At 69.9% G+C, this 12,049-nt stretch carries 12 protein-coding genes, 2 tRNA genes and 1 riboswitch; of the genes, 4 read left to right on the top strand and 10 right to left on the bottom strand.

The window, feature by feature from the left end:
- Positions 1-92: 92 nt before the first annotated feature.
- Positions 93-515: a hypothetical protein gene (locus tag G6018_RS17155; RefSeq protein ID WP_206682360.1), complete on the top strand. Its 423-nt coding sequence runs from the start codon at positions 93-95 to the stop codon at positions 513-515.
- A 34-nt stretch (positions 516-549) separates the two neighbouring features.
- Here the strand turns inward: G6018_RS17155 and G6018_RS14195 are convergent, their stop codons facing one another.
- From G6018_RS14195 to cmrA, 5 genes are all read right to left on the bottom strand, one after another.
- The gene (locus tag G6018_RS14195; RefSeq protein WP_182639958.1) at positions 550-1,284 is read right to left on the bottom strand and encodes a haloacid dehalogenase type II; all 735 of its coding nucleotides are present in this window, start codon (positions 1,282-1,284) and stop codon (positions 550-552) included.
- Between the two features lie 14 nt (positions 1,285-1,298).
- A complete protein-coding gene (locus tag G6018_RS14190) occupies positions 1,299-2,012 on the bottom strand; it encodes a flavodoxin family protein (RefSeq protein WP_182639957.1) in 714 nt (237 codons plus the stop codon).
- Between the two features lie 163 nt (positions 2,013-2,175).
- Positions 2,176-2,248, bottom strand: a tRNA-His gene (locus tag G6018_RS14185).
- Between the two features lie 108 nt (positions 2,249-2,356).
- A complete protein-coding gene (gene orn / locus G6018_RS14180; protein WP_182615299.1) occupies positions 2,357-3,025 on the bottom strand; it encodes an oligoribonuclease in 669 nt (222 codons plus the stop codon).
- 45 nt (positions 3,026-3,070) lie between these two features.
- Positions 3,071-3,889, bottom strand: a complete 819-nt coding sequence (gene cmrA / locus G6018_RS14175) for a mycolate reductase (RefSeq protein ID WP_182639960.1) — start codon at positions 3,887-3,889, stop codon at positions 3,071-3,073.
- A gap of 366 nt (positions 3,890-4,255) precedes the next feature.
- Between cmrA and G6018_RS14170 the strand changes: the two genes are divergently transcribed.
- Positions 4,256-5,545: an MFS transporter gene (locus G6018_RS14170; RefSeq protein WP_182639959.1), complete on the top strand. Its 1,290-nt coding sequence runs from the start codon at positions 4,256-4,258 to the stop codon at positions 5,543-5,545.
- Between the two features lie 91 nt (positions 5,546-5,636).
- Here G6018_RS14170 and G6018_RS14165 read toward each other — a convergent pair whose 3' ends face one another.
- Entirely contained in the window at positions 5,637-6,317 is a 681-nt protein-coding gene (locus G6018_RS14165) for an HAD family hydrolase (protein WP_182639956.1), read from the bottom strand.
- Between the two features lie 76 nt (positions 6,318-6,393).
- On the opposite strand from G6018_RS14165, the gene G6018_RS14160 reads away from it, so the two are divergent.
- A complete protein-coding gene (locus tag G6018_RS14160) occupies positions 6,394-7,386 on the top strand; it encodes a TIGR03557 family F420-dependent LLM class oxidoreductase (RefSeq protein ID WP_182639955.1) in 993 nt (330 codons plus the stop codon).
- 185 nt (positions 7,387-7,571) lie between these two features.
- On the opposite strand, the gene G6018_RS14155 is transcribed toward G6018_RS14160, so the two are convergent.
- The 4 genes from G6018_RS14155 to G6018_RS14140 all read right to left on the bottom strand — a co-directional run bounded on the left by G6018_RS14155 (position 7,572) and on the right by G6018_RS14140 (position 10,613).
- Positions 7,572-8,630, bottom strand: a complete 1,059-nt coding sequence (locus tag G6018_RS14155; protein WP_182639954.1) for an ABC transporter substrate-binding protein — start codon at positions 8,628-8,630, stop codon at positions 7,572-7,574.
- Entirely contained in the window at positions 8,627-9,406 is a 780-nt protein-coding gene (locus tag G6018_RS14150) for an ABC transporter permease (RefSeq protein ID WP_182639953.1), read from the bottom strand. The genes G6018_RS14155 and G6018_RS14150 overlap by 4 nt, the downstream gene beginning before the upstream one ends.
- Positions 9,403-10,215, bottom strand: coding sequence for an ATP-binding cassette domain-containing protein (locus G6018_RS14145; RefSeq protein WP_347237873.1), 813 nt, complete (start codon positions 10,213-10,215; stop codon positions 9,403-9,405). The genes G6018_RS14150 and G6018_RS14145 overlap by 4 nt, the downstream gene beginning before the upstream one ends.
- 9 nt (positions 10,216-10,224) lie before the next feature.
- Positions 10,225-10,322, bottom strand: a riboswitch (TPP riboswitch).
- A 218-nt stretch (positions 10,323-10,540) separates the two neighbouring features.
- Positions 10,541-10,613, bottom strand: a tRNA-Arg gene (locus G6018_RS14140).
- A gap of 107 nt (positions 10,614-10,720) precedes the next feature.
- Here G6018_RS14140 and G6018_RS14135 point away from each other — a divergent pair.
- Positions 10,721-12,049: CopD family protein (locus G6018_RS14135; protein WP_182639951.1), on the top strand; the 1,329-nt coding region annotated here is incomplete at its 3' end.

The following is a 12,049-nucleotide window of genomic DNA, read 5'->3' as shown; positions in this document are numbered from 1 at the left end:
TCCGCCATGAACCCCGTGAGCACGGCCACTGTCCAGGTCCGGGAAAGTCTCCGCGCCCGGCAGACGACAGGCACGACTGAGAGGAGTAGACGATGTCGAGGTTCCAGACCCCGGAGAACCCGCCTTCCCCGGACCCGGGTGGGGGAGGAAGGAACGCTTTCACGGTGGCGTACTGCGGCACCTGCGGAGGTGAGAAGGAGTCCGCCCTGGTCTCCGCCCTGAGCCGGGCGGTGGGTCGATCGGCTCACGGCGTGCTGGCGCGCGCCACCTGCCTGCTCGGCGGCAGGTGCGGCGCCGCGGGTGAGCCCGAGGCGGACGGACCTGTCGTCCTGGTACAACGGTGCGATCGCGTCACCCGCGAGCCCCGGGGCGGTGTGGTGATAGTCGGACCCGTCCGGACCACCCCGGATGTGAACGGACTGATCCGGTGGCTCGAGACCTCCGATCTCACCGTGGACGAACTTCCGTTGCCTCTGCGGCGAGCGCACTACAAGCGTATGGCGTCGCTGAACTGATCGGATCCGTCACCGCCGCTGTTAGTGGGAGGTTTCAGCGACGCAGCTGGTCGGCCAGATCTGAGAGGGACGATGCCGTGACGTCCGGCGACCTGAAGTATCCCGGGTAGGGCGCGCCGTCCCTGGTGATCCAGGCGGTCCCGAGTCCCGCCCGAGCGGCGCCGTCGATGTCCCAGGGGTGAACGGCGACGAGCATCGCGTCCCTGGGGTCGACGTCGCACCGGGCGAGAGCGTGCGCGTATGCCCTGCCGGTCGGTTTCCAGGCGCCGGCGTCCTCCACCGAGAGAAGTGCCTCGAAGTGCTCGCGTATCGATGCGCGGTCGAGGAGGCCCTCGGCTATCGCCGCCGAGCCGTTGCTCAGAGTCACCAAGCGGATCCCGAGGTCCGTCAGTGCGTGCACTCCATCCGGTACGTCTGAGTGCACGGGGAGGACCGAGAACCCGCTCATGATGTGCTGGACGGCCTCGTCCGGGTCGCGATCGAGCGGCGTGCCGTGAAGGCTGATCCGTAGGGACTCCGCGGCGAGGTGGGCGAACGAGTCGCTCGCCGAGACGACCGTGAGGGCGAAGCCGTCCCGGAGGAGCCCTGCGAACCAGCACGACGCCAGGTGAGCCGGCGCGCCGACGTCCTCGAACCGCCGGGCCATCGGCGACATGTCCGAGAGGGTCTCGTTGACGTCGAAGATGATGAGGGAAGGTGTCGGTGGCCCGCCCGGGTTCGCCGGGTGGTCCTGGCTCGCGAATCGCTCCCGCGAGAGTTCGTCGGTCATGGAACCCTCCTCGCTCAGGATCGGTACTCGGGGTTCTCCCAGCCGAAGCGGGCCCCGGAGTCCCAGGCGGAGCGCTGGTTGCCCTCGCCGGGGATGCCGCCGGCCGCCTTGAGCAGCCGGGCCAGGTGCATCAGGTTCCAGGTCAGGAAGGTCGTGTTGCGGTTGGTGAAGTCGTTCTCCGGCCCACCGCTGCCGGGATCCAGGTATGACGGCCCGGGGCCTACCTCGCCGATCCAACCCGCATCGGCGTTGGGCGGGATCGTGTAGCCGAGGTGTTGCAGGCTGTAGAGGATGTTCATCGCGCAGTGCTTGAGACCGTCCTCGTTGCCGGTGATCAGGCACCCGCCGACCCGGCCGTAATAGAGGTGCTGACCCTTGTCGTTGAGCATCCCGGACAGTGCGTAGAGACGCTCGATGACCTTCTTCATCACGCTGGAGTTGTCGCCCAGCCAGATGGGCCCGGCCAACACGAGGATGTCGGCCTCGAGAATCCGCGGGTAGATCTCCGGCCAGGCGTCCACGTCCCACCCGTGCTCGCGCATGTCCGGGTAGACGCCCGTGGCGATCGGGTGGTCGATCGCGCGGAGGATCTCCACCTCGACCCCGTGCTTGCGCATGATCGAGGCGCTCGCGTCGATGAGTCCCTGGGTGTGGCTGAGCCCGGGGCTGCGCGTGAGAGTGCAGTTGACGAACATCGCCCGCAGGCCTGTGAAGTCGGGCTCGCTCATCGGGACTCCTCGGCATCGGTGTGGGCGTGAATCCGAGCGTAATCACCAGCGGGGAGGTTCCTGCCGGTTTCGGTGAGGAGATGGGAGGGGACAAATGAGAACGAGGCCCGAACCCCGTCCAAGGGTGGTCCCTTGGTCGATAGTTCGGACCTCGTTCATCCGGGGTGGCTGACGGGACTCGAACCCGCGACAGCCAGGATCACAACCTGGTGCTCTACCAACTGAACTACAGCCACCATCGCCGCTCTCGCGAACAGCGTTGACGATGCTACCCGGTCTGGGTCCCGGTCAGGAAATCGGCAGGTGTCGACGCCGTCCGGGCCCGCGCACGGGAGGCCGGACGCTCAATCCACGGGGGGCAGGGCGCCGGCCGCGGCGCGCACCTCGTCGGTGGTCGGACCCGGTTGCGGGACGAACGCCGTGGCGCGGTAGTACTTCAGTTCGCGGATCGACTCCTTGATGTCCGCCAGGGCGCGGTGGGACATGCCCTTCTCGGGCTGGCCGAAGTAGATGCGCGGATACCAGCGGCGGCACAGCTCCTTGATCGAGCTCACGTCGATCATCCGGTAGTGCAGGTAGGAGTTGAGCTCGGGCATGTCCCGGGCGAGGAACCCGCGGTCGGTGCCGATCGAGTTGCCGGCCAGGGGAGCGGTCCCGCTGACCGGGACCCAGGCGCGGATGTAGTCGAGGACCTCTTTCTCGGCCTCCGCCACCGTCACTGCGGAGGCGCGGATCTCCTCGGTCAGGCCCGACGAGGAGTGCATGTCCCGCACCACCGGGAGCATCGCGGCCAGCTTGGCGTCCGAGGCGTGGATGACGATGTCCACGCCGTCGCCCAGGACGTTGAGTTCGGAGTCGGTGACCAGGGCCGCGATCTCCACCAGTGCGTCGTTCGCGGTGTCGAGGCCGGTCATCTCGCAGTCGATCCACACGATCCGGTCGTTCTTGGACTCCTTGTGGGGCGTCGGGCTCGACGACGCGACAGGGGTGGGACCGGGGTTCGACTCTGGCATCGCTCGACTATATCGCCGAGCGACCGCCCGAACGGACCCGGAGGATCAGCCCTCCGCCTGTCCCTCGCCGAGTTTGGCGTAGAACCGTCCCACGATCGGGGCCATGACCCCGCGCGGGGTGTAGTTGCCCGCCACTGACATCGCCTGGCCCAGGGGTCCCGGGACCACGCGCATCTTGTTCCGGGCGAGCGCGTCCAGCGAGATCCGGGCGGTGTACGTGGTGTCCACCCAGAAGCGGTCGGGGACCAGGCGGTCGACGAACGTCTTGTCCTCCTCGGCGATCTCCTCGGTGCGCACCGGTCCGGGCGCGAGCAGCGTGACGTTGACCCCGGAGCCCTTGAGCTCCCCGCGCAGCGACTCGGAGAAGGTGTTGAGGAACGCCTTGGTGGCCGCATAGGTGGCGTTGTTGGGGATGGGCATGTTGCCTGCCGCCGAACCCACGTTGAGGATCGCGCCCGAACCGCGCTCGACCATCCCGGGCAGAACCGCCAGCACGAGGTCGTGGCAGGCCACGGCGTTGACCTGCACCTGGCTCTTCTCGTAGTGGGGGTCGAGCGCGGCGACCGGCCCGAATGAAGCGATGCCGGCGTTGTTGCACAGGATCGAGATCTCGCGGCCCGCCAGCTCCGCCAGCAGCGGTGCCCGCTCGGCCGGATCGGACAGGTCGCAGGCCCGCACCTCGACCGTCACCCGGAACTGGCTCTCCAACCGCTCCTTGAGTTCCTGCAGCACCTCGCCGCGCCGCGCCACCACGATCAGGGAGTGGCCGCGGCGGGCCAACTCGGCGGCCAGCGCCATGCCGATCCCGGAGGAGGCGCCGGTGACGACAGCACGATTCGTCGCGGTGGGCAGGGGAAGCGGCATCATGCGTCCTCGGGTCAGGTGGTCAGGGCCGAGGGTGAGCGTACCGGCGAGGGTGGTGAACGGGGGAGTCGGTCACGACGAGCGGTCGCAGTGCGGTGGGAACCGCCACAGCGGGCAACGCGCCGGTCAGGGCCAACCACGCCGACCACGCCACAGCTACCTCGCATTCACCGAATGTGCACCGACCATACCAGCGGAAATGGACCCGCCACCGGCCCTTTCGAGGCCTCAGACGAACCGCTGGGCACTAGGTTCTAGGGCGTGAGCAGCACCGGGACACCGCCCCCTCCAGAGACCGCCGCCTCGTCGTCGTCGTTGTCACCCGATCTCCGCCCCGCCACCCGCGGCCAGGTCTTCTCGTGGGCGATGTGGGACTGGGGGTCGGCGGCGTTCAACGCGGTGATCGTCACCTTCGTATTCTCCGTCTACCTCACCGACTCGGTGGGGGCGGACCTCGACGGTCCGTTCTCGGCCGCCACCTGGCTGTCGATCTCGATCGCGCTGGCCGGCCTGGTGATCGCGCTGACCGCCCCGGTGATGGGCCAGCGCTCGGACCGGGGCGGCCGTCGCCGGCGGTCATTGGCCATCTGGACCTACCTCACGGTCGCGCTGACCGCGCTGATGTTCCTCGTCGACTCCGACGCGCCCTACCCGTGGTTCTTCGTCGGACTTCTGCTGCTCGCACTGGGGTCCATCACGTTCGAGTTCGCCGAGGTGTCCTACTTCGCGATGCTCCGGCAGGTCTCCACCCCGGCCACCGTGGGGCGGGTCTCCGGGTTCGGGTGGGCGATGGGCTACTTCGGCGGGATCTTCCTGCTGCTCGCCGCGTTCCTGGGCTTCATCTCCGGGGACGGCGACGAGCGGGGACTGCTGGGCATCCCCACCGACGGTGGCCTCAACGTGCGGCTGGTGTGCCTGGTCGCGGCGGTGTGGTTCGCGGTGTTCGCGCTGCCGGTGCTGCGGTCGGTGCCGGAGAACCGGCCCCGAGGGAAGAAGGGCGACGACGACGAGGTGGGCTTCGTCGAGTCGTACCGCATCCTCTGGCGGGACCTCAAGGCCCTGTGGCGCCGGGACCCGCGGACCGTGAAGTTCCTCGTGGCCAGCGCGATCTTCCGCGACGGGCTGGCGGGGGTGTTCACCTTCGGGGCGATCCTGGCGGTCACCGTGTACGGGCTCGCGCCGGGGGATGTGCTGATCTTCGGGGTGGCGGCCAACGTGGTGGCGGCCCTGGGGGCGGCGGTCGCTGGAGTCGTGGACGACCTCGTGGGGCCCAAGGCGGTGATCATCGGCTCTCTCGCGGCCATGCTCGGCACGATGACCGTCCTGCTGTTCGTCGACGGCACCGCCATGTTCTGGCTCTTCGGCCTGCTCATGTGCCTGTTCGTGGGCCCGGCCCAGTCGGCGTCGCGCTCGTTCCTGGCCCGCCTGGCGCCGCCGGGCAGCGACGGCCAGATGTTCGGGCTCTACGCCACCACCGGGCGTGCGGTCTCGTTCCTCGCCCCGGCGCTGTTCGGCCTGTTCACGTGGGGGTTCGGCACCGACCGCGCGGGAATCGCCGGGATCGCCCTGGTCCTGCTCGTGGGCCTGCTCCTGCTGCTGCCCGTCAAGACCCCGACCCGCTCCGAGGCGTCGATCACGTGGGCGGGCTCCGCCTGACCCCGGGTCGCGCCGCGCGGTGACCCGCTCCTCGTCGTCCCGCGTTCGCGCCCTTTCCGCCCTTCCCGCCCCGGCAGATTTCCCCGGCAGATTAGAGCCTGCCGGAGGACAGCAGGTCCAGCACTCCGGCGGCGTCGTCGACGATGTCCGAAAAGCCCGCCTCTCGGAGCTCGGCGTCGCCGATCCCGCCCGTGCGCACGGCCACCGAGCGGATGCCGAGCTTGGTGGCGGCGACGGCGTCCCAGGTCGCGTCGCCCACCATGACCGCGTCCGCGGCGTCGACGCCGGAGCGCTCGAGGGCGATCGCCACGATGGTGGGGTCGGGCTTGGCGGTGTCGACGTCCTCGCCGGTCGTCACGGCATCCACCGCGTCGTCCACGTCGAGCAGTTCGCGCGCCTCGGCGAACTCCGACGGCGGGGCCGAGGTGGCGAGCACGGTGACCCACCCCTGCTCCTTGGCGCCGCGCACGAGCTCGCGGGCACCCGGCAGGAGGCGGAGCGAGTCCCCGGCATCGGCGTAGTACTCCGAATGCAGATCTTTGGCCCGGCCCGCCACGCGATCGCGGTCCTCGTCGTCGTCGACCCCCGCGATGTCCAACAGCTCGCCCACCAACGTGGATCCGTCCTTGCCGATCCGGTGGTGCACCTCAACGAAGGGCACCGGCGCGCCCGCCTCGGCCAGGGCCCGGTGCCAGGTCCACACGTGGACGTAGGTGGAGTCGACCAGGGTGCCGTCGACGTCGAGCAGCAGGGCGCGCGGTGAGGTGGTCATGCGTCCGACCGTGCCCGGCCCCCGTGCGGGAGGCAACCGGTGGCGACAGGGCCGTGCCCGGCGCACCCTCGGATCCATGACACGTTTCGGATACACCCTCATGACCGAACAGTCCGGCCCCAAAGAACTCGTGCGCTACGCGGCCAAGGCCGAGCAGGCGGGATTCGACTTCGAGGTGGCCTCGGACCACTACTTCCCGTGGTTGTCCTCGCAGGGCCACGCGCCGTACGTGTGGAGCGTCCTGGGCGCCGTGGCGCACGTGACCGAGCGGGTGGACCTGTGCACGTACGTGACCTGCCCGATCCTGCGCTACCACCCCGCGGTGGTGGCACAGAAGGCCGCGACCGTGCAGATCATGTCCGACGGCCGGTTCATGCTGGGCATCGGCGCGGGGGAGAACCTCAACGAGCACGTGGTGGGGCAGCGGTGGCCCTCGATCGACGAGCGCCACGAGATGACGGTGGAGGCGCTGGAGATCATCGGCGAGCTGTTCGACGGCGGCCTGGTGACCTACTCCGGCGAGCACTTCCGCGTGGACTCGGCCCGCCTGTGGGACCTGCCCGACACGCGGGTGCCGATCGGCGTGGCCGCCGGCGGGGAGAAGGCCGTGGCCCGGCTCGGGCCGCTCGCCGACCATCTCATCGCCACCGAGCCGGAACCCGCCCACATCGAGGGCTGGAACGCGCTCGAGGGGCAGAAGCGGATCGGCGACGGCGCCCGCGCGATCGCCCAGATCCCCATCAGCTGGGACCCCGACTCGGAGAAGGCGGCCGTCGAGCGCGCGCACGACCAGTTCCGCTGGTTCGCCGGAGGCTGGGCCGCCAACGCCGACCTGCCCACCACCGCCGGGTTCGCCGCCGCCACCAAGTTCGTCCGGCCCGAGGACGTGGCCGAGCAGCTGGCGTGCGGGCCCGACCTGGACGCGATCGTCGAGAAGGTGCGGCCCTACTGGGAGGCCGGGTACACCGACGTCGCGCTGATCCAGATCGGCGATGAGACCCTGGACCGGTTCCTCGAGGAGGCGGCCGAGCCGCTGCTCGCGCGGCTGCGGGAGGCCTCCCCGAGCTGAGGCGGCCCGGTTCCGCCGCCGGGGCCATCGATAAGAGCGTTTCGCACACTTGTACTCGACCGATGTGTGCGAAACGCTCTTATCGATGGCGGGACTTCTGGCGGGACTTCTGGCGGGGCCTTCCGCGGGATCTGCCGCGGAATCTCCCGCCCAACCTCCCGCGAGACCTGCCGCGGGGAGGGGTTCTAGCCGTCGGCTCCGGGCAGGTAGTCGTTGGTCGTGGCGGTGGCGCCGTCGATCTCGGTCTCCAGCAGTCCGTTCTGGTACATCCACCTCGCGTATGCCGCCCAGTCCTCGGCGGACTGCTGGCCGAAACCGTCCTCGGGCAGCAGCTCGAGGGTGGCGTCGATCATCAGCTCGAGCACGTCCGGGTCGTAGGAACCCTCGGTCTCGGGGGTGAGGGAGTCGATGGCGGCCCGGCGGTCGTCCAGAGCCGTGGCCTGACCGGCCGCGGTCCCGGCGAGGAAGGCCCGCACGCGCTCGGCGTAATCGGCGTCGTCGGCGAGGCGGCTCGGGTTGGCGATGATCACCAGTTCCGCGTAGTCCGGGACCCCGAGTTCCGTGGCCGGCATCACCACGAAGTCGCCCTGAGCGGTCAGCTCGACGCCCTCGATGTTGCGGAAGGCCCCGAAGATCGCGTCCACCTGGTCGGTCAGGAGCGCCTGATTGAGGCTCTGCTGCACGTTGGGGGCGGAAATCGAGCCCGGGTCGATCCCGGCCTCCCGGGCGATGAAGTCGAGGGTCGGCTGCTGGGAGGCCAGACCCGACAGCCCCACGGTCTTGCCCTCCAGGTCGGCTGCGGTGGTGATCCCGGACTCCGTCCTGGCGATCAGCGAGGTCAGCGACGTGGGTATCAGGGCGGCGACCGAGACCACGTCGAGGCCCTGCTCCGCGGCGATGAGGGTGTCGGGCTCATACGAGATGGCCAGGTCCGCACGTCCCAGGGACACCTCCCGCGCGGCGTCGGCCGTGTTGGCGGGCGTCATGAACGTCACGTCGACGCCGGCGTCGTCGTAGGCGCCGGTCTGCTGCGCGGTGTACAGGGCCACATGGTCGGGATTAGGGCTCCAGTCGAGCAGGACGCTGACCGGTGCGGCGGCGGCGGTCGTGTCCGGCTCGGCGTCGTCCGAGGCCGCCTGACAGCCGGTCAGAGCCACCGCGGCAGCGGCCGCGATCGCGAGCATGCGCACCCCGGGCCGCGTGCGGGCCTGGCGTGGGGTCTTCGTGGGTCGTGGGTGAGTCATGATGGGTTCCTTTCCCCGGTGGGAGTGTTCCAAGGGCAGATGAGGCGTTCGAGGATGGTCACGCTGGCCAGCAGGACGCTGGACATGATCGTCAGCACGACCACCTGGGCAAAGACGAAATCGGTCTGGAGCCGGGGGATGGCCTGGAGCATGAGGTAGCCCAGGCCGTTGGTCGAGCCCGTGTACTCGGCGAAGACCGCGGCGACCGGGGCGAAGGTGACCGAGACGCGCAGTCCCGCGAAACCGCGTGGGGCGGCGTAGGGCAGACGCACCCGCCAGAAGAGCGACCACCTGGTGGCGTGCAGGCTCCGCAGCGTGTCGATCAACCTGGTGTCGACCGAGCGGACACCGGAGAGAAGGTTGAGCGCGACGGGGAAGAAGCACAACAGGGCGACGACGATGACCTTCGGTGCCATGCCATAGCCGAGGGAGATCGTCAGCAGTGGGCCGATCACGATGACCGGGATGGCCTGGGAGGCGACCAGCAGGGGGGTCATGGCCTGCCCGATGGTGGGCACGAAGGCGCTGATGATCACCACGACCAGCGCGACGACCACCCCGAGGACCACCCCGATGAGGGTCTCGGTGGCGGTGAGCAGCGTGGCGGAACCGAGCCGGTCGGGCCAGGTGCTCACGAGCGAGTCGAGCACGGCGAGGGGCGCGGGGATCACGTAGTCCGGCACGAGCTCGAGCGCGGTGACCGTGATCCAGGCGGCGAGCACCAGCAGGACCGTGACGCAGGCGGGAGCAGCGGACCGGAGGAATCGCACGGTCATCGGGCGGTTCCACCTTCGGCCAGGTGCGATTCCCGGGCCAGTGCCTGGAGTACTTCCCGGCGGGCTGCGGCGAACGCCTCGTCGCCGAGGAGGACCTCGCGGGGGCGGTCGTCGCCGAACCATCCCGGCCAGGTGGAGACCACACGCGCCGGGGCGTCGGCCTCGTACCGTGCCAGCAGGACCACACGTTCGGCGAGGAGCAGCGCCTCATCGACGTCGTGGGTGACCATGACGAGCGTGGCCGAGGTCCCGGTGAGGGTCTCGCGCAGCCACTGTTGGACGTCGGCGCGGGTGATCGCGTCGAGCGCGCCGAGCGGCTCGTCGGCCAGCAGCACGGGTTTGCGCGCCAACAACGCGCGCGCGAGTGCGGCGCGCTGGCGCATCCCCGCGCTGAGAGCCGCGGGATGGGCACCGGACCAGACGCCCAGACCCAGGCGGTCCAGCAGGCGCTGGGCCTCGGCGCGGGCCGCGCGCCGGCCCACCCGTTGGTTACGGAGACTGATCGCGACGTTGTCGAGCAGGGTCAGCCAGGGCAACAGGCTGTCGCCCTGGGGCATCAACGCGCAGGACTCCAGGCGTCGTGCGGGCTGACTCGCGTCGAGGACGAGGGCGGACCCCGTCGTCGGCTCGGTGAGGCCGGCGATCAGCGACAGCAGCGTCGACTTGCCACATCCGCTGCGCCCGACGACGGCGATGTGTTCGCCCACCGGAACGGAGAGGGTGAGGTCCGCGAGCACCGCGCGGCGCGCGCCCGGATAGGTGTGTCCCAGGTCCTCGAGCGATACCGCCGTGGTTCCCGGACGGCTCACCACAGCGTGCACCAGCGCATGTGACATCCCTCCGCTCGTGTGAACGAGTTCAGGTTCAGCGGGTGTGATCTCAGCCCCGTTCGGTAGGGGCACCCCGTGTCATCGGCGCCGATTGCGACAATCGGGCCGAACATGAAACGTATCACCGGCCGATTCCGTGATGGGAGGCCCGTCGGCGGCCGCGAACGACGTGCCCTCTCAGCGAGTGGTCACATCGGAGGGATTTCGGAACACCCCACCTGGGAGAACGTGATCAGGAGTGACCACGCGGCGGGCGAACCGGACGGAAGCCGGTCGCCGTGCCGGACACATGCTTTGGGCTGTGCGCCCCCGAGAGGATTCGAACCCCTGACCAGCCGGGTAGAAACCGGATGCTCTATCCACTGAGCTACGGAGGCCTGCGACGCTCGCGTCCGGCGTCGCCGGAAGAATGGTAGCCGATCCGGGGGTGTGCGCAGCAGCCGCGAATCGGCCCGGGGGCGATCGGGTTAATACGATGGTGGCCATGACGTCGTCCAAGTCGACACCCACCACCGCCGGACCGCTCAGGACCCGCAGCGTGGTGCCCGTGGTGATCCTGCTCGCGGTGGTGTCCGCGGCGGTGGTGATCCCGCTCTCGGGCATGTCCACCGAGGTGGCGCTCGCGCTGGTGGGCGTCCCGGACCCGGGCGTTCTCACCACTGCCGGGCTCCCGGCGGTCCGCGCGATGGGAGAGTTGCTCGCGGCGGTGGCGGTGGGGACGGCCCTGTTCGCGGCGTTCTTCACACCGCCCCAGAAGGACAAGACCCTCGACGTGGACGGCTACCGCTCGCAGCGGATCTCCTCGTGGGCCAACATCGCCTGGGCGGTGGCCGCGGCACTGCTCATCCCGCTGACCCTGTCGGACGTCTCCGGCCGCACCCTCTGGGAGTCGCTGCCGCCGGACCAGTGGATCGTGGCGATCAGCCAAATCGACGTGGCCTCGTCCTGGCGGTGGGCGGCGGTGATCGCACTGGTGGCCGGGATCGGTCAACGGCTCACCCTGAGTTGGCGTTGGTCTGTGATCTGGCTGGGCGTGTCGGTCCTCTCGCTGCTGCCGGTGGCGGCCACGGGACACGCCTCCGGGAGCACGGCGCACGACATCGCCACCAACTCGTTGATCATCCACCTGTTCGCCGCGGCGTTCTACGTGGGTGGGCTGGTCGCGGTGCTCGCCCACACCATGCGGGGCGGCTCCCGCGTGGCACTGGCGCTGCGCCGCTACTCGGTGGTGGCCACCATCGCGATCGTCGCGCTCGGGTTCTCCGGAATCATCAACGCGCTCGTGCGGCTGCACCCCGGCGACCTCTTCTCGTCGACCTACGGGCTGCTCGTGCTGGCCAAGGCGCTGCTGCTGGTCCTGCTCGCGATGTTCGGGCTGGCGATGCGCCGCCGGATCATCGCGAAGATCGAGTCCAGATCGGCCAACGCCCCCGTCGACCGCGGGACCCTGCTGCGGATCGGGCTGGTCGAGGCCGTGGTGATGGCGGGCACGATCGGGCTGTCGGTCTCGCTCGGCCGCACCCCGCCGCCGGCGCCGCTCTACGTCCCCACCCGCCAGGAGGCGCTGCTGGGCTTCGAGCTCCCCGGTCCGTTCTCCTTCGGCACCGTGCTCGGGCTGTGGCGCTTCGACCTGGTGCTGGGCCTGGCCGCGGTCGTCCTGCTGAGCCTGTACGTGTGGGGCCTGATCACCCTGCGCCGTCGCGGCGACTCGTGGCCGGTGGGCCGGACCGTGGCCTGGGTGCTCGGCTGCGTCCTGCTGTTCCTCACCACCAGCTCCGGCATGGGGATGTACATGATGGCCGACTTCGCCAGC

The organism is Dietzia sp. DQ11-44 (genome assembly GCF_014145205.1).
Classification (GTDB): Bacteria; Actinomycetota; Actinomycetes; order Mycobacteriales; family Mycobacteriaceae; genus Dietzia; species Dietzia natronolimnaea.
This window is presented reverse-complemented; position numbering and strand designations above follow the sequence as displayed.

Coding starts and splice junctions, on each gene's coding strand:
- G6018_RS14165 (WP_182639956.1), bottom strand. CDS start 6,317: ATGACCACCTCACCGCGCGCCCTGCTGCTCGACGTCGACGGCACCCTG.
- orn (WP_182615299.1), bottom strand. CDS start 3,025: ATGCCAGAGTCGAACCCCGGTCCCACCCCTGTCGCGTCGTCGAGCCCG.
- G6018_RS14190 (WP_182639957.1), bottom strand. CDS start 2,012: ATGAGCGAGCCCGACTTCACAGGCCTGCGGGCGATGTTCGTCAACTGC.
- G6018_RS14170 (WP_182639959.1), top strand. CDS start 4,256: ATGTGGGACTGGGGGTCGGCGGCGTTCAACGCGGTGATCGTCACCTTC.
- cmrA (WP_182639960.1), bottom strand. CDS start 3,889: ATGCCGCTTCCCCTGCCCACCGCGACGAATCGTGCTGTCGTCACCGGC.
- G6018_RS17155 (WP_206682360.1), top strand. CDS start 93: ATGTCGAGGTTCCAGACCCCGGAGAACCCGCCTTCCCCGGACCCGGGT.
- G6018_RS14160 (WP_182639955.1), top strand. CDS start 6,394: ATGACACGTTTCGGATACACCCTCATGACCGAACAGTCCGGCCCCAAA.
- G6018_RS14150 (WP_182639953.1), bottom strand. CDS start 9,406: ATGACCGTGCGATTCCTCCGGTCCGCTGCTCCCGCCTGCGTCACGGTC.
- G6018_RS14195 (WP_182639958.1), bottom strand. CDS start 1,284: ATGACCGACGAACTCTCGCGGGAGCGATTCGCGAGCCAGGACCACCCG.
- G6018_RS14155 (WP_182639954.1), bottom strand. CDS start 8,630: ATGACTCACCCACGACCCACGAAGACCCCACGCCAGGCCCGCACGCGG.